Consider the following 16,723-nt stretch of genomic DNA (forward strand, 5'->3'; position numbering starts at 1 on the left):
CGAGAAGCCTTATGCCCCGGCGCTTATTCAAACGCTACATGCCAGACCCGACCAGCATCAAGGAACACAAATCCTTACGCTTTCTCGGCACCCTGCTGCATGACCCGAACCTTTGGCACCTCAACCGCCACTCGGTAGCCCGGGCGATGGCCGTCGGCCTGTTCGCGGCGTTTCTGCCGATTCCGCTGCAAATGCTGGTGGCTGCGGTGCTCGCGATCATGGTGCGCGGCAACATGCCGATCGCGGTGAGCCTGGTCTGGCTGACCAACCCGATCACCATGCCCGCCGTGTTCTTCTGTACATACCAGACAGGCGCCTGGCTGATGGATGTGCCCGCCCGGCACTTGCCCGACGAACTGACTTGGGAGTGGATAAGCGGCGAACTCTCGACCTTGTGGCAGCCATTTTTGCTGGGGTCGGTGGTGGTGGGTTTGGTGTTGGGCGCCCTCGCCTATTGCTTGACCATGATGTATTGGCGTTGGTGGGTGGCGCGGCAATGGGCGCGGCGCAAGAAGAACCGGATGTGAGAATGCAAAACGGCCTCCAATTTTGGAGGCCGTTTTTTTATGCGGTGTGTGAACAGGCGCCTTCGCTGTAGGAGCGAGGCTTGCCCGCGAAGGGGTCGACGCGGTCCCGAATCAGGTACGCATCCCGCGCCCACTCACCAGCAACCGCGCACAACCGATGTACAACGCCACGGTCGCCACCAGCATGAAGGTAATCGCCACGCTGATCTTGATGTCCGAAACGCCAAGGATGCCGTAACGGAAGGCGTTGACCATGTGCAACACCGGGTTGGCCAGGGACACGGTCTGCCAGAACGGTGGCAGCAACGAGATCGAGTAGAACACCCCGCCCAGGTACGTCAGCGGTGTCAGCACGAAGGTCGGGATAATCGAGATGTCATCGAAGTTGCGCGCAAACACCGCGTTGATGAAGCCCAGCAGCGAGAAAATCGTCGCCGTCAGCACCACCACCAAAATGGTCACACCCAGGTGATGCACCTGCAAATCGGTGAAGAACAGCGACAGGATCGTCACGATGACCCCGACCATCAACCCGCGCAGCACGCCGCCCAGGGTGTAGCCGATCAGAATCGTATGCGGCGACACCGGCGAGACCATCAATTCCTCGATGGAGCGCTGGAACTTGCTGCCGAAGAAACTCGACACCACGTTGCCGTAGGAGTTGGTGATCACCGACATCATGATCAGCCCCGGCACGATGTACTCCATGTAGGTGAAGCCACCCATGCCGCCAATCTGCTTGCCGATCAGGTTGCCGAAGATCACGAAGTACAAAACCATGGTGATTGCCGGCGGCAGCAAGGTCTGCGGCCAGATCCGGGTAAAGCGCTTCACTTCGCGGTAAACGATGGTATTGAGGGCGACGAGGTTGGGTTGCAGCTCGGAACTCATACCGCCACCTTCGACAGATTTTTCTCCACCAGGGACACGAACAACTCCTCGAGGCGATTGGTTTTGTTACGCAGGCTCAGCACTTCAATGTTCTGCTGCGCCAACTGGGTAAACAGCGCGGTGATGCCCATGGCCTTGTCCACCTGGACTTCCAGGGTGTGGCCGTCGATCAGCCGGGTCGGGTAACCGAGTAACTGCGGCACTACGTTGAGCGTGTTCTTGGTGTCGAGCAGGAAGGTTTCCACATGCAGTTGGCTGAGCAACTGCTTCATGCTGGTGTTCTCGACGATGGTGCCGTGGTCGATGATCCCGATGTTGCGGCACAACTGTTCAGCCTCTTCCAGATAGTGCGTGGTGAGGATGATCGTGATGCCTTTCTGATTCAGCTCGGTGAGGAAGGTCCACATCGAGCGACGCAATTCGATGTCCACCCCCGCCGTCGGTTCGTCGAGGATCAGCAGGCGCGGTTCGTGAACCAGGGCCCGGGCGATCATCAGGCGACGCTTCATGCCGCCGGACAATGAACGGGACGGCACATCGCGTTTGTCCCACAGGCCCAGTTGCGTCAGGTATTGCTCGGCGCGCTCCTTGGCGATTTTTGGCGGGATGCCGTAATAACCAGCCTGGGTCACGACGATGTCGAAAGTCTTTTCAAACTGGTTGAAGTTGAATTCCTGCGGCACCACGCCGATGGAGCGCTTGAGCTGCGCAGGATTCTTGTCCAGGTCATGGCCGAAGATATTCACCGTGCCCGTGGTCTTGTTCACCAGGGTCGAGAGAATGCCGATGGTCGTGGATTTGCCGGCGCCGTTAGGGCCGAGCAAGGCGAAAAAGTCACCTTCAGCGACGTCCAGATCGATACCACTCAGGGCCTGGAAACCGTTGCCGTAGGTTTTGGTTAGCTGCCGGATGGACAGAGCGGAACTCATATCGGGATACGCACCAAGAAGGGAGGAAAGGAATAAATAAGGGCGGGCGGCGATCAATACAACCACGGCGCATGAGGGCAATGGTGCTTGTCGCCGCCACACAAGTACAGTCAAGTGTGTCGATAGTGAGTATTAAGTCAACGCGGTCATGACCGCTTTTTGATACGCCGGACGCTGTTTCAATCGCGCGTACCAGGCTTGCAGATGCGGTTGCGGCGCGCGCTCGATCGGCATCTCGAACCAGGCATAAATGAAGCTGCCCAGAGGTATGTCACCCATGCCGATTTCATCGCCGGACAGGTACGGTTTCAGCGCCAGCGCCTGATCGGCCATCGACAGCAGACCATCGCATTCTTTGATCGCCGCATTGATAGCGGTCCAGTCCTGCTGCTCTTTCGGGGTGCGCACCACGCCCCAGAACACCGTGCGGAACGGGCTGGCAAAACTTGAGGAGGTCCAGTCCATCCACTTATCGGCAGACGCCCGGGCCTGAAGATCTTGCGGATACCAGGCCGTGTCGCTGGCGTGACGAGCCATCAGGTAACGCACGATGGCGTTGGATTCCCACAATACGAAGCCGTCGTCCTGAATCACCGGCACGCGGCCATTCGGATTCATGGCGCGGTATTCAGGCGTGTCCACCACGCCGAACGCGCCACCGGCATCGATGGCTTCATAGGCCAGGCCCAGTTCCTCGGCGGCCCACAGTGGTTTCCTGACATTCGACGAGTTTTTCCGACCCCATATCTTCAGCATGACTGCCTCTTCTTGGATGAATGCGCAGGCAGCATACGCCGGATCAGGCGCGACTCAAATCACTCTGCATGTCCCCCAACAACACGGGCTGTTGCTCGCCGAACAGATGCGGATAGCATTTCTCCAGGTGTTCGAAAAAGAACGCTTCAGGCACATCAGGAAACTGACCGTGGTCCACCAGGTATTCCATCAGTTGCTCACCGTCGCGGTTGTAGGGATGGAAAACGCTGTCGTTCAGCCCATCGAATTCCAGCGGCGCGACATTGAACAATTCGCACAAACCTTGATTGAACGCCGGAGTGGCCTTGACCCAGCGTTCGTTCAGGTACAGCTCGGTATAACCGTGCATAGCAAAGACGTCACTCTTGAGCAGTTCCAGCAGGCGCGGGGTCGACAGGTGATTGCGCACGTCCGCCAGACCAATGCGCGCTGCAATCCCGCAATGCCGGGCGCATGCCGCCAGCAACGTGGCCTTGGGTACGCAATAACTTTCACCAGCCGCCAGCGCATAACTGCCGCGTAAGGTGTCTGGGTCGCGGCTGAAGGTGTAGGGGTTGTAGCGCACGGCCTCACGCACCGCGTAATACAGATTGATCGCCTGCTCGCGTGGATCGCGACTGACACCGCGATGTTTTTCGGCGAACTCCACCACCGCAGGGTGGTCACTATCGATGAAGCGGCCGGGATTCAGATACTCGTGCATGAGGGCGATCTCCTGGGGGATCCTCGAGTCTAACGACACCTTCAGCACAGAGATAACGACGATTCGGCCAAACATGGGCGCTTTGCCGCTCACCTTGCGAACGATTTCCGAGGCCTGATGCCAACAGGTCTTACAAAACCCATCCAAGGTTTCCCACGATTTCTATCCATTGCTCTGACCACCCGATTTTGCGGATGCCGTCTAAGCTCTGGAAGTTGGTTTTGCCCTGGCTTCACGGAGGATTAAATATGCTGTTGTTGTGGATACTGGTTCTGATCGTTGGAATAGCTTATCTGGCCCACCGCCGCATCGCCCCGCTGCCTGCCTTGGGCATCGTTGCGGTCTACGTGGTGGCGATGGGCGCGTTCAGCCATGCGCCGGGTTGGCTGTTGCTGCTTCTCTGGGTCTTGATCGCGGCGGTCGCAGCGCCATTGTTGCTGCCTGACCTGCGCCGCAAATTCTTCAGCGCGCCGCTGTTCAGCTGGTTCCAGAAAACCCTGCCGCCGATGTCGCAAACTGAACGCGATGCCATCGACGCCGGCACGGTCTGGTGGGACGGCGAACTGTTCAGCGGTCGTCCGGACTGGGACAAATTGCTGTCCTATCCAAAAGCGCAGTTGAGCGAAGAGGAACAGGCCTTTATCGATGGCCCGACCGAAGAACTCTGCGCGATGGTCAGTGACTGGCAGATCGGCCAGGACATGGACCTGCCACCGGAAGCCTGGGCCCACATCAAGGAAAACGGCTTCTTCGCCCTGATCATCCCCAAAGAGTTTGGTGGCAAGGGCTTCTCCGCCTACGCCCACTCCCAGGTTGCGATGAAACTGGCGACCCGCAGCGGCGACCTCGCCTCCACCGTGATGGTCCCCAACTCACTCGGTCCGGCCGAACTGCTGCTGCATTACGGCACCGACGAACAACGCAACCATTACCTGCCACGGCTGGCTCGCGGCGATGACATTCCGTGCTTCGCGTTGACCGGTCCGCTGGCCGGTTCCGATGCCGGCGCGATGCCCGACACCGGGGTCATCTGCAAAGGCGAATGGGAAGGCCAGGAAACCCTGGGCCTGCGCCTGAACTGGGAAAAACGCTACATCACCCTGGGCCCGGTGGCCACCCTGCTCGGCCTGGCCTTCAAGGCCTATGACCCGGATCATTTGCTGGGTGACAAGGAAGACCTGGGCATCAGCCTGGCACTGATTCCGACCGACACCGCCGGTGTTGAAATCGGCCGTCGTCACCTGCCGCTTGGCGCCGCGTTCATGAACGGCCCGAACTCCGGCAAGGATGTATTCATTCCGCTGGACTTCCTCATCGGCGGTCAGGAAATGCTCGGCAAGGGCTGGATGATGCTGATGAACTGCCTGTCGGTGGGGCGTTCGATTTCCCTGCCAGCGGTGGGCACCGGCGCGGCGAAGTTCACCAGTCTGGTGACCGGCCAGTACGCTCAGGTACGCGAGCAGTTCAACGTACCGCTGTCGGCCTTCGAAGGTATTCAGGAAGCCATGGCGCGTATCGGCGGCAATGCCTGGATGATGGACGCCGCACGGATGCTGACTGCCAACGCGGTAGACCTTGGCGAAAAACCGTCAGTGCTGTCGGCAATTCTCAAATACCACCTGACCGAACGCGGCCGCGAGTGCATCAGCCACGCCATGGATGTGCATGGCGGCAAGGCGATCATCATGGGACCCAACAACTACCTGGGTCGCAGCTGGAATGGCGCACCGATCTTCATCACCGTGGAAGGCGCGAACATTCTCTCGCGCAACCTGATGATCTTCGGCCAGGGCGCGATCCGTTGCCATCCGTTCGTGCTCAAGGAAATGGCCCTCGCCGGTCGTGAAGACAAGGATCAGGCACTCACCGAGTTCGATGGCCTGCTGCTCAAGCACATCGGTTTCGCCGTGAGCAACGCCGCCAGTACGCTGGTGTTGAACCTCGGTTTCGGGCACTTCGAACACGCGCCGGGCAACAAGCTCAGCCAGGGTTACTTCCGCGCCCTGAATCGTCAGGCCGCCGCGTTCGCCATGCTCGCCGACTTGAGCATGATGTTGCTGGGCGGCGAACTGAAACGCCGCGAACGCCTGTCGGCGCGTCTGGGGGATGTGCTCAGCAACATGTACCTCGCCTCCGCCGCGCTCAAGCGTTACCACGATCTCGATTCACCGGATCACATGGCACCGCTGTTTATCTGGGCCATGGAAGAAAGCCTGGGCCAATCCGAGCGCGCACTGGATGAACTGCTGAGCAACTTCCCGAACAAGGTGCTGGGTTGCCTGCTGCGGGTGATCGTGTTCCCGTTCGGTCGTCGCCACAAAGGGCCGTCGGACAAACTCGGTGCCGAAGTGGCAGCGGTGATTGGCCGGGCCAAGGGCGATCCGACCCTCGAAGAGTTGCTCGGCGGTTGCTACCGTCCGCAATCGGCCGACGACGCCGTCGGCGCCCTGCAACATGCCTGCAACCTGCTGAACGCAGCGCAACCGTTGCAGAAAAAGCTGCATGTGGCGCTCAAAAGCGGCCAGGTCAAACCGGCCGCCGGCGAACACGCCATCGATGCGGCGCTGGAAGCCGGAGTCTTGCAACCGGGTGAAGCGCAAACCCTGCGTGACGCCGAAGTGGCGCGACGCAAAGTGATCGATGTCGATGATTTCGACAAAGAGGAACTGGCGCTGGCGGCAGGAAAAGTCCGCTGATCCAGCCATCGATGTAAAAATGGGCGCGGGAGCTTTATACTCCCGCGCCCGTTTTGCTCTTGAGGACTTATCTCGTGTCCAATGTCGTTGCCGATCATCTCGTCTTGCTTGACCACTTGCGCAGCATCCTGGTCGCCGTGGGTGAGGCCGAACAGGTTCCCGAAGAAAGCCATGCCTTGTTCCTGGAGCGCTTCGATGAACTGCGTGCATTGCTGCCGGTCGATCCGATCGAAAGCCAATACCTGGGCCAAGACATCCTGTGCCAGGTAATCACCCGCTACCCACAAATCGCTCACTTGGTGCCTCGCGACCTGCTGTGGTACTTCGCCGGCGACTGCCTGCACTACATGCCCGATGATGAAATCGACTTGTATCAGGCGCTGGAAGAGCGCCGTTTTGAAGCCGAACAGAACGACGAACCGTTCGACTGGAACCAGGAAAAACAGCTGCTGGCAATGTCGCAAGACGACAGCAAGCACTGATCCACGGTTGGAAATGCAAAAGGCCCGCATGGTGATCATGCGGGCCTTTTTTTGTTTGGAAGATCAAAAGATCGCAGCCTTCGGCAGCTCCTACAGAGGGATCGCATTTCAACTGTAGGAGCTGCCGAAGGCTGCGATCTTTTGATCTTGATTTCAAAGCAACCCATCACTCTCCGGCAACTCATACTCCGCCGCGACCTTGCTCAACGCACTGGGCTTACCCGGTTTGCTCAGGGTCGGTTCCTTCTCCAGACACTCCACCAGATAGTCGATAAACACCCGCAGCTTGGGCGGCAGATAACGGGTCGGCGAATGCAGCAGCCAGGCGCCGCCATGGTAAGAAGCGAGGAAGGTCCAGTCCGGCAACACCTGCACAATCAGCCCCTGCTCCAGCGCATAACGGGCGGTGAAATACGGCAGGCTACCGATGCCGATGTGTTGCAACACTGCGCCCAATCGCACGCCGGTGTGATTGGCCGCATAACGTCCGCGCACGCCGACGGTCACGGCCTTGGTGCCTTTCTTGAATTTCCAGCGCGCATCGCTCGGGGTTTCGCCCAGGTAGATGCAGCTGTGATTGAGCAAGTCGTGGGGATGGGTCGGCGTGCCGTGTTCGGCCAGGTACTGCGGCGTCGCGCAGAGCAAATGGTCGATGGTCAGCAATTGCCGACCGACCAGTCCTGCGGGTGGGCGATCAGTAATGCGGATCGCCAGATCGACGTTGTCATCGATCAAATCCACCTGCCGATCTTCGAGCAACAACTCCACATCCACTTTGGGATAACGCCGCAGAAATTCCGGCATATGCGGGTGAATCACAAATCGCCCCACCGCTTTGGGCACGCTGACCCGCACCAGGCCTTCGGCTTCGTGGGTGAACTGACCGCTGATTTCCATCACCGATTTGGCTGCACTGACCATTTCCTGGCAACGCTTGAACACCTCTTCACCGCCATCGCTCAGCCGCAGCTTTCGCGTGGTGCGCTGCAGCAAGCGGGTGGCCAGGGCTTTTTCCAGGCGCGAAATGCTGCGACTGACCGCCGAGGGCGACGAGCCTAATTGACGTGCCGCTTCGGAGAAGCTGCCGGTCTCGACAACCTTGACGAAAATCGCCATTTCCCCGAGCAGCGGCAACGGTAGATTTATGCTCACAGCGCAACAGTCCTTTGATGTTTGAACGGATTATCACGCAATTCCACGCTTCATATAATAAAAATAGAAACTTTAATAAGGGCATGGAATATGACGCTTCGCCTCTTTTTCCATAGTGATGACCTCAAGGCCAATGTGGAAGTCCTGGATTGCACGCCCCACGAGAATGAATTCGCGGTTGTTTTGCGCGCCACACTGTTTCACCCCCAAGGCGGCGGCCAGCCTTTTGATACCGGCTGGATCGGTGAAAGCCGGGTGTTGCGGGTGGCTCAGGATCCAGACCGGATCGTCCATTACGTCGACCAACCGGTAGCACTCGGCATGACCCAGATCCGGGTCGATGAACCACGTCGCCAACTCAATACCCGCCTGCATTCGGCTGGTCACATGATCGGCCACTTCGTCCAGGCGATGGGCTGGATGCCGATCAAGGCCCATCACTGGCCAGGCGAGGCCCGCGTGCAGTTCAAACCGGCGGAGTCGGCTGCAGAGGTTGATATCCAGACCGTGCAGAACGGCATCGAGCAGTGGATCGCCCACGATCTGCCACGCCTGATTTCATTGCGCGAAGGCGCCCGGGAAATCGGCTTCGGTGAACTGCCCGCCTACGGCTGTGGCGGCACCCATGTACGTAGCCTGAAGGATTTGGGCACGGTCACGATCGACTCCCTTTCACAGAAAAAGGGCACGTTGTCCGTCCACTACCACGTGGATTGAGCTTTTTGGCGATGGCGACACCGTCATCGCCTGACGCCGGGGGAGCCTGCATTCGCGAGCTCCGTTGACTACTCGATAGATGGACCTAAACCATGATGCTTGACGTCGAGCGTCTCGATGAGACGTGCATAAAAAAACTGGCCAACGAAGAAGTCCTCGCTATCCGCGTCAAAGGCTTTTTGCCTCAGCCGCTGGCGGTGCAGATTGGCGACAAGATCCTTGCGCCGGGCTTCGAGGGTTACATTAATGCACCGAGTATCGGTCGGATTGGCATGGCGTTTTATGAAGCGGAAAACCAGCCGCTGCTGATCGAAGACTATTTCGAGCGCGCCACCAGCAATATCGAGGAACTGCGCAATCGCTGTGCGCCCTACTCATCCCCGGTCGACACCTTGCGCTGCATGCTCGACGAATCGTGGCCGGCAGGCGCGCATCTGGAGAACCTCTATGGCCGCAAGATGTACGTCGGGCTGTCCAGGGTGGTGAAGCCCGGCGTGTGCTTCCTCGCCCATCACGACATCTTCGCCAAGGATGCCCCGGACAGTTTTCAGGCCCGCAGCCTGGAAGCGCAATTCGCCTGCAATGTTTACCTGAACATGCCCACCGAAGGCGGCGCGTTGCAGATGTGGGACCACGACATTTCCCCTGACCAATTCGACGAAATGCGTGGCGACAGTTACGGCATCGACCCGGCCCTGCTTGGCCCTCCGACCCTGGAGGTACGCCCTGATCCGGGTGATTTCATCATGTTCAATTCGCGCTGCATGCACTCGGTGACCCCGGGCGTGGCGGACCCGCGGTTGAGCCTTTCGTTCTTTGTCGGCTATCGCGGCAATGCTTCACCCCTTACTTTTTGGAGTTGAGATGCTTTCGAATTACCTGGGCGAGTTTCTGGCGCTGGCGACCATTCACTTTCTGGCCGTAGTCGCCCCCGGACCGGACTTTGCCGTGACCATCCGCCAGAGCGTGCGCTTCGGTCGCCTGGTCGGGATTTGCACGGCGCTGGGGATTGGCGCGGGGATTTCCGTGCACGTGCTGTACACCCTGCTCGGCGTCGGCGCATTGATGCACACCGTGCCCTGGTTGCTGACCGTGGCCAAGGTCGTGGGCGGCGCCTACATCCTGTACCTCGGCGTCAGCCTGTTGCGCAGCAAACCCAGGACCGCGCTGGAAGGTGACAAGCCGGCTGACGAGCCCGTGGTCGAACAAACCTTGTTGAAGGCGTTTACCACCGGTTTCCTGACCAACGCGACCAACCCGAAAGCCACGCTGTTTTTCCTGGCGATCTTCACCACCATCATCAGCGCCACGACCCCGATGCAGATCCAGGCGCTGTATGGCCTGTGGATGTGCTTCGTCAACGCACTGTGGTTCGTGATCGTTGCGCTGTTCTTTTCCAGCACCCGGGTGCGCCTGCTGTTTATGCGCATGGGGCACTGGTTCGAACGCACCATGGGGGTGATTCTGATCCTGTTTGCCGGGCGCCTGATTTTGTCGATGTAAACCCGCGCCCACGCAAAAGGCCCGCTCAGTCAGACTGGCGGGCCTTTTTCGTTTGTGCGTCGCTTTTGCGTTTCTGTGCGACAGTTCCCACTTAAGGGGCTCCCCTACTGCTTCCCCGTGGTGTTAGTTTGGGAACCTTTCTGATTACTCGATCAGATATTTCCTACTCACTACCTGCGAAGGAATGCCCCCAGCAATGGATTTTTCTCTCAAGCAACTGGCCGCGACCACTCTTGTATTGGCGAGCCTTGCGTCGTTCACCCCATTGGCCCACGCCAACATCACTGCGCAACAAAGCGCGACCATTCTCAAGACCTTCAGTGATGCATCGGCCACGGATTTCCGGCAGTTCCTGGGCAGCGTGAACAAGAGCGACCTGGCCAAAACCGCCAACCTCGGCCCGGCCATCAGCGCTTTTCTCGACAACAAAGCCCTGTCTGCTGAACAGCAAAACGAAATCAATCGGCTGCTGGGTATTTATGCCCGGGTGAAATATGGCAGCGCTGCCACCGAAACCCTGCGTGAGCTGGTGGCCATTCCGACCTTCCAAGTGGAAGGCGTAGCCCAGCACGACAACCCTGAATTCATCAAAATCGCCGACAAGATCAAGAGCCTGGCCCAGGCGTTCAACCTGAACTTCCGCAACATCGACAACCGCGTCTACGAAATATCCCTCGAAGGCAGCGGCGATGAAGTCGTGGGCATCCACGCCCATGCCGATGTGGTGCCAGTGACACCGGAAAACTGGGTACTGAAGGACGGCACCAAACTCGACCCGTTCAAGGTCACCCTGATCGGCGACCGCATGTACGGCCGGGGCACCGAGGATGACAAGAACGGCATCGTCGTGGCGATGTACGCGATGAAGGTCATCAAGGAAGAGAAGCTGCCACTGGCCCGGAACTTCAAGCTATTGGTCGACACCACTGAAGAAACCAGCGGCGACGCCATTCCTTATTACTTCGAACACAACCCGACGCCGAACTACAACCTGGCGCTGGATGGCGGCTACCCGGTGGTGATTGCCGAGAAAGGCTACGGCACGGTGATGGGCAACTTCCCACGGCGTGATGGCGAGGGCAAAGGCGCCGAAATCATCTCGATGACTGGCGGCATGGCCACCAACCAGATTCCGTCGGCTTCGGTGGCCGTCCTTGTCACTGACAAACCCGCCGAACTGGCCGCCAGCCTGCAGAAGGCCGGGGCTGATTATGCCAAGCGCAATGGCGGTAACTTCGAAGTGAACGCCAAGGTCGACGGCAAGGACGTCAAGCTGACCGTCACCGGCGTGTCCGCGCACTCCTCCGAGCCCGAGTCCGGCGTGAACCCGGTGGCCAGGATGCTGGACTTCATCCACAGCATCGACGGCAAAGTCGCGCTCAAGCACAACCACATCACCGACGCCGCGCGTTACGCCGCCGATAACTGGGGCCTGGATTACCTGGGTGGCAAATTGGGCGTTGGTTTCTCCGATGCCTTCATGGGTCCGCTGACCACGTCCCTGACCTTCGTCGGCATGGATGACAAAACCTTCAAGCTCGCGGTCAACCTGCGCGTGCCGAAGGGCGAATCCCCGGAAGCGCTCAAAGCGAAAATTGCTGACAAGATTGGCGCCTGGAGCAAGAAGACCCACGTCCCGGCGACCTTCACCTACTCGATCGCCGAGCCGATGTACCGCAATCCCGAGGGCGAATGGGTCAAGGCCCTGCTGGCCGTGTCCACTGAAAACCTGGGCATGGAACACAAATTCGGCTCTTCCGCCGGCGCCACGTCGGTGCATGAACTGCCTAACGGCGTGCAATTCGGCCTGGCCCGACCTGAGGTCAAATACACCGGCCATACCGACAACGAGTTCAAGACGGTCGACCAGTTCCTGCTGGACCTGCAGATCGTGACCGAGATGATGGGACGCGTCGGGCAGTTGCCGAAGCTCTGATCGCTGTTGCGGGCCCGCTATCTTGGCGGGTCCGCTACGTTGATGCTGGCGTGAAATACAAAATAATGCACAAACAAAAACGCCGCTCATTGCTGAGCGGCGTTTTCGTTAAATATGGAGCGGGAAACGAGACTCGAACTCGCGACCCCGACCTTGGCAAGGTCGTGCTCTACCAACTGAGCTATTCCCGCAAATGGCGTCCCCTAGGGGACTCGAACCCCTGTTACCGCCGTGAAAGGGCGGTGTCCTAGGCCACTAGACGAAGGGGACACGCTAACTGAAACACATGGTGTGTATTTCAGTGCCCAAATACGTATCCGAAGATATCGTTTCTGGTTTCACTCAGCCCCGCCCGAAAGCAGTGCTGTTTAAAAATGGAGCGGGAAACGAGACTCGAACTCGCGACCCCGACCTTGGCAAGGTCGTGCTCTACCAACTGAGCTATTCCCGCAATGGCGTCCCCTAGGGGACTCGAACCCCTGTTACCGCCGTGAAAGGGCGGTGTCCTAGGCCACTAGACGAAGGGGACACACGTACAACATTCACTCCCTACCGCGTTTCGCTGTGTGCTTTACGCTGTAAGTGGCGCGCATTCTATGGATGGATTGAGGGGTCGTCAACCCCCTGATATAAATTTATTTAAATCAATGACTTCGCCGTGCTTTGACAGGCGAATCCGGGTTTTCCGTCGCCCGGTGTTTGACGCCTATATTCTGTCACCCGCCAAGGCGCTATAGTCCACCCACGCCACAAGTGATGGCAATGTGCACCTCGCACGTTGTTACTTATATAAGCGGGGTCTCGGCCGATACAAGTAGAGTCGTGGCCGATCCAACTCGTCGAGCGGCCCTATGCGCCCCCAGGCCAAGCCACTACACTCGCACGCGAACCCTATAAAGAGGTCTTACCGGTGACACCACTCATGATCACCCTGCTAGTTGTAGCCGGGATCGCACTATTGATCGCCATTGGCTACATGAACCATGTGGTGGAAAACAATAAGCTGGAAAAGGCCCGCACCAAGGTTGAACTCAACGACCGCCTGCGTCGCTGCGGCGAAATCACCGAGACCTTCCCCGGCCAGTTGATGACGCCAGCACTCAAACTGCTGCTGACTCGCCTGGAGCTGAACGTCTGCCAGCGCCTGCTGCACCTTGAAAAAACCAATGCCACTGTAAAGGCACGAATCGCCGAACTGACCACGCTGGTTGCCCAAGGCGAATCGATCCCGGTCAACAACCCGCCGGCACCGATCCAGACCGAAGCCAAAGCCAAGGACGTACGCTTCCTGCTCGAAGCCTTGCACGGCCAAATCACCCGCGCGGCCCAAGACGGCTTCCTGCCGACCAACGAAGCCAAACGCTGGATCCGCGAAGTTCGCCACATCCTGGTACTGCTGCACATCGAGTTCTTCAACAACCTCGGCCAGCACTCCCTGCAACAAAACCAACCCGGCCAGGCTCGCCTCGCGTTCGAACGCGGCGTGCAATACCTGCGCAAACAACAGGAACCCCAGGTCTACGCCGAACAACTCGAATACCTGGAAAAACTCCTGGCCCGCGCCAACGCCCAAGTCATGGACCAGACAGCCCCGGCTGAAGGCGAAGTCAACCAACTGACCGAAGGCCTGAAAGACGTCGAGGCAGATGCCGACTGGAAGAAAAAAGCGATTTACGACTGATCAAAACAGTCAGAAAAAGCCACCGAGAGGTGGCTTTTTTTTGCCTTGGATTTGAAGATCAAAAGATCGCAGCCTTCGGCAGCTCCTACAGGGAGCCAGTGCATCCGTGAGGGATTGGTCGGCTGTTGGGGCCCCTTCGCAGGCAAGCCAGCTCCCACAATTTTGACCGAGTACAAGCAGGAAGAAATGGGTCGTCTGTCAGGACGCCTTCGCGGGCAAGCCTTGCTCCTACAGTTTGACCGGGTACATTCGGGAGAGATTGGTCGTCTGGCAGGCCGCCTTCGCAGGCAAGCCAGCCCCCACAATTTTGATCGAGGGCATCTGGGAGAAATGGGTCGGCTGTCAAGACGCCTTCGCGGGCAAGCCATGCTCCTACAAAAGCAGCCCATCGCACACCGCCCCGCTCCTCACCACTCAAGGCCGAGCGTTAGCTCGCCTGCCCTTGATCTTGCTCTACCCGCCCCTTCGGGAGGCTGAGTGGAGGTGTTCATCTGGGGGTGGGCGCGTAGCGCCGTTCGACGAAGTCGAACACATCGAGAGGAGGTCGAAGCGAAGCCGACCGTAGGCGATGCCCCCAGATGAATACCGCAACGAAGGCACGCCGAGCCTAAGCGAGGGGCCGGACGCCGGGGCAAGACCTTTTGGTTCCTTTTGGGGCGTCTGCCAAAAGGGACTCGCCGTAAGGGCGAAACCTCAAGCAGCCGTTACCGCAGAAACGGATATACACCCAAACCACCAAGAACATGGTCGGCCCAAAGGCCGCCAAGTCAAAGCGTCAAAGCCGAAAATGCCCAACCATCCCCTTCAGCTCAACCCCCAACTGCGCCAACTCAATACTCGAAGCCGCATTCCCCTGCATCGCCAACGAAGACTGATCCGCACTCGCACGAATACTCGTCACACTGCGATTAATCTCCTCAGCCACCGAACTCTGCTCCTCAGCCGCCGCCGCAATCTGCTGATTCATCTGCTGAATCAACGACACCGCCGCCGCAATACTCCCCAACGCACTCTCCGTCTGCAGAGCATCACTCACCGCCAACTTCACCAACTCACCACTGTTCTGAATCTGCTGCACCGACGACTGCGCCGCCGAACGCAAAGCACTGACCAACCGCTCAATCTCCTCAGTCGACTGCTGAGTACGCTTGGCCAACGCCCGCACCTCATCAGCCACCACCGCAAATCCCCTGCCCTGCTCACCCGCCCGCGCCGCCTCGATGGCCGCGTTGAGCGCCAACAAGTTAGTCTGCTCAGCCACACTCTTAATCACACTCAGCACCGTGCCGATATTCTGAATCTCCGCACTCAAGCTCTCGATGCTGGAACTGGCCGAGGTCGCCGAATCCGCCAATTGCTCGATCCGCGCCATACTCTGACGCACCACCTGCTGACCACTCTCAACCTTGTCATCCGCTGTCTGCGCCGCCGTAGCCGCCTCTTCGGCATTGCGCGCCACATCGTGCACAGTGGCGGTCATCTGATTCATCGCCGTGGCGACCTGCTCGGTTTCTTCCTTCTGGCTACTGACCTCCAGGTTGGTCTGCTCAGTCACCGCCGACAGCGATTGCGCAGAACTGGCCAACTGCTCAATGCCCGCCTGCAACCCACTGACGATACTGCTCAGGCCCGCGCCCATCTGCTGCATCGCCAACATCAACTGGCCGATTTCATCACGGCGGGTCACTTCCACCGTCGCACTCAAATCACCCGCGGCAATCTGCTGCGCAACACGGATCACACTGCGCAGCGGCGCCACGATCAACCGGGTAATCACCCACGCCGCGATCAGGCCGACCAGCAGCGCCAGCGCCGAAGAGCCGACGATCAACAAAGAATTCTTTTTCAACTCGGCCTGCATCGCCCCGTCTTCGGCCACATAGGCTTGATCCACTCGCTCCACTACCTGGGCGGCGCGCTGATGCAATTGCTCGTAGACGGTTTTTTCCTGGGCCAGCAGCCCGGTGTACTCAGCCAGTTTTTCGCTGAAACTGGCGATGTGCCCGGCGACTTCATTAAGGACGGTCTGATAGCCCTCGTCCTTGACCGTGGTTTTCAGCTGTTCGGCCTGGGCCAACGCCTGATCGGCCTGTTCGATCTTGCCTTTGCCAGCGCTGTCGTCGTCGCCCTTGCGGCTCTGGTCGAGGCGCACGCGGGCTTCGTTCATGGCCTGCAACATCAGCCGTGACACCTGGCTGACCTGGTTGGCCTGTTCGATGAATTGCGCGCCGTCCTTGCCTTCAGAATCCTTCAAGGTATAAGCGCCATCGTCCGCCAGACCGGCCTGCAACACGTCGAGGTTATTCGCCACACTGGACACCGACCAACTGGCCATTTCCAGCGCCAGGTCCTTGGCCTGGGTCAGCGAGACAAATTCGTCGAAGGCCTTGCGATAGGCCGCCAGCGACTGCTCGACATCGTTCATCACCGGTACGTTGGCGGCCGATTGCGCCTTCAACTGGTCCGCCAACGCAACCAGCGCATCAACCCCCTGTCGCAGGGCGTCGGCGGTTTTCGGGTTGCCGTGCAAGGCGTATTCCTGTTCCAGCAAGCGCACCTTGAGCAAGCCGCTGTTAAGCGACGACATCTGTTTGAGCCCGTCGAAGCGCTGACTGATGGTTTGCAGGGACCATACGCCAATGGCTGCCACCAAGGCTGTCAACAACAGCACCAGGACAAACCCGATACCCAGTTTTTTCGCCATACCGAGGTTGGCAAAACGTCCTTGCACGGCCGAAATCATTGCTCGT

At 58.9% G+C, this 16,723-nt stretch carries 14 protein-coding genes, 4 tRNA genes and 1 pseudogene; 8 read left to right on the forward strand and 11 right to left on the reverse strand.

Going from position 1 to position 16,723, the window contains the following annotated elements; all coding sequences use genetic code 11:
- Positions 1 to 11 precede the first annotated feature (11 nt).
- Positions 12 to 527: a DUF2062 domain-containing protein gene (locus LOY68_RS23510; protein ID WP_163913001.1), complete on the forward strand. Its 516-nt coding sequence runs from the start codon at positions 12 to 14 to the stop codon at positions 525 to 527.
- Positions 528 to 638: 111 nt separating this feature from the next.
- Here LOY68_RS23510 and LOY68_RS23515 read toward each other — a convergent pair whose 3' ends face one another.
- The 4 genes from LOY68_RS23515 to LOY68_RS23530 form a co-directional block, all read right to left on the reverse strand.
- Positions 639 to 1,418 carry an ABC transporter permease gene (locus tag LOY68_RS23515; protein WP_054051736.1) on the reverse strand — a complete coding sequence of 260 codons (780 nt, stop codon included), beginning with the start codon at positions 1,416 to 1,418 and terminating at the stop codon, positions 639 to 641.
- Positions 1,415 to 2,347, reverse strand: a complete 933-nt coding sequence (locus LOY68_RS23520) for an ABC transporter ATP-binding protein (RefSeq protein ID WP_054051734.1) — start codon at positions 2,345 to 2,347, stop codon at positions 1,415 to 1,417. Before LOY68_RS23520 ends, LOY68_RS23515 begins: the two co-directional genes overlap by 4 nt.
- Before the next feature lie 132 nt (positions 2,348 to 2,479).
- Positions 2,480 to 3,103: a glutathione S-transferase family protein gene (locus LOY68_RS23525; RefSeq protein ID WP_265040310.1), complete on the reverse strand. Its 624-nt coding sequence runs from the start codon at positions 3,101 to 3,103 to the stop codon at positions 2,480 to 2,482.
- Positions 3,104 to 3,146: 43 nt separating this feature from the next.
- Complete coding sequence (locus LOY68_RS23530; protein WP_265040311.1) at positions 3,147 to 3,806, reverse strand: transglutaminase-like domain-containing protein; 660 nt, start codon at positions 3,804 to 3,806, stop codon at positions 3,147 to 3,149.
- 248 nt (positions 3,807 to 4,054) lie between these two features.
- Between LOY68_RS23530 and LOY68_RS23535 the strand changes: the two genes are divergently transcribed.
- On the forward strand, positions 4,055 to 6,502 hold the full coding sequence (locus LOY68_RS23535) for an acyl-CoA dehydrogenase (RefSeq protein ID WP_163912995.1): 2,448 nt from the start codon (positions 4,055 to 4,057) through the stop codon (positions 6,500 to 6,502).
- Between the two features lie 74 nt (positions 6,503 to 6,576).
- On the forward strand, positions 6,577 to 6,984 hold the full coding sequence (locus tag LOY68_RS23540; protein WP_054051726.1) for a PA2817 family protein: 408 nt from the start codon (positions 6,577 to 6,579) through the stop codon (positions 6,982 to 6,984).
- Between the two features lie 153 nt (positions 6,985 to 7,137).
- Here the strand turns inward: LOY68_RS23540 and LOY68_RS23545 are convergent, their stop codons facing one another.
- Positions 7,138 to 8,136 (reverse strand): LysR family transcriptional regulator, encoded by a 999-nt coding sequence (locus tag LOY68_RS23545; RefSeq protein WP_054613846.1) that lies wholly within the window; start codon positions 8,134 to 8,136, stop codon positions 7,138 to 7,140.
- A gap of 90 nt (positions 8,137 to 8,226) precedes the next feature.
- Between LOY68_RS23545 and LOY68_RS23550 the strand changes: the two genes are divergently transcribed.
- The 4 genes from LOY68_RS23550 (at position 8,227) to LOY68_RS23565 (ending at position 12,292) form a co-directional block, all read left to right on the forward strand.
- Entirely contained in the window at positions 8,227 to 8,853 is a 627-nt protein-coding gene (locus tag LOY68_RS23550; RefSeq protein WP_265040313.1) for an alanyl-tRNA editing protein, read from the forward strand.
- 92 nt (positions 8,854 to 8,945) lie between these two features.
- On the forward strand, positions 8,946 to 9,716 hold the full coding sequence (locus LOY68_RS23555; RefSeq protein WP_265040315.1) for a 2OG-Fe(II) oxygenase: 771 nt from the start codon (positions 8,946 to 8,948) through the stop codon (positions 9,714 to 9,716).
- A gap of 1 nt (position 9,717) precedes the next feature.
- Positions 9,718 to 10,356, forward strand: coding sequence for a LysE family translocator (locus LOY68_RS23560; protein ID WP_265040316.1), 639 nt, complete (start codon positions 9,718 to 9,720; stop codon positions 10,354 to 10,356).
- Positions 10,357 to 10,552: 196 nt separating this feature from the next.
- Positions 10,553 to 12,292 carry a dipeptidase gene (locus LOY68_RS23565; RefSeq protein WP_265040317.1) on the forward strand — a complete coding sequence of 580 codons (1,740 nt, stop codon included), beginning with the start codon at positions 10,553 to 10,555 and terminating at the stop codon, positions 12,290 to 12,292.
- A 115-nt stretch (positions 12,293 to 12,407) separates the two neighbouring features.
- On the opposite strand, the gene LOY68_RS23570 is transcribed toward LOY68_RS23565, so the two are convergent.
- From LOY68_RS23570 to LOY68_RS23585, 4 genes are all read right to left on the reverse strand, one after another.
- Positions 12,408 to 12,483, reverse strand: a tRNA-Gly gene (locus LOY68_RS23570).
- A gap of 3 nt (positions 12,484 to 12,486) precedes the next feature.
- Positions 12,487 to 12,562 (reverse strand) — tRNA-Glu (locus LOY68_RS23575).
- 105 nt (positions 12,563 to 12,667) lie between these two features.
- Positions 12,668 to 12,743, reverse strand: a tRNA-Gly gene (locus LOY68_RS23580).
- Positions 12,744 to 12,745: 2 nt separating this feature from the next.
- A tRNA-Glu gene (locus LOY68_RS23585) sits at positions 12,746 to 12,821 on the reverse strand.
- A 393-nt stretch (positions 12,822 to 13,214) separates the two neighbouring features.
- On the opposite strand from LOY68_RS23585, the gene LOY68_RS23590 reads away from it, so the two are divergent.
- Positions 13,215 to 13,973, forward strand: a complete 759-nt coding sequence (locus LOY68_RS23590; RefSeq protein ID WP_265040319.1) for a hypothetical protein — start codon at positions 13,215 to 13,217, stop codon at positions 13,971 to 13,973.
- Between the two features lie 775 nt (positions 13,974 to 14,748).
- On the opposite strand, the gene LOY68_RS32360 is transcribed toward LOY68_RS23590, so the two are convergent.
- Both LOY68_RS32360 and LOY68_RS32365 read right to left on the reverse strand, forming a co-directional pair.
- Positions 14,749 to 15,630 (reverse strand): methyl-accepting chemotaxis protein, encoded by an 882-nt coding sequence (locus LOY68_RS32360; protein WP_413787206.1) that lies wholly within the window; start codon positions 15,628 to 15,630, stop codon positions 14,749 to 14,751.
- Positions 15,610 to 16,716: pseudogene (locus LOY68_RS32365) on the reverse strand (HAMP domain-containing protein); the annotation flags it as partial. The gene LOY68_RS32360 and the pseudogene LOY68_RS32365, both read right to left, overlap by 21 nt.
- Between the last annotated feature and the right edge of the window lie 7 nt (positions 16,717 to 16,723).

The sequence above is a fragment of the Pseudomonas sp. B21-053 genome (assembly GCF_026016365.1).
Lineage (GTDB): Bacteria > Pseudomonadota > Gammaproteobacteria > Pseudomonadales > Pseudomonadaceae > Aquipseudomonas > Aquipseudomonas nunensis.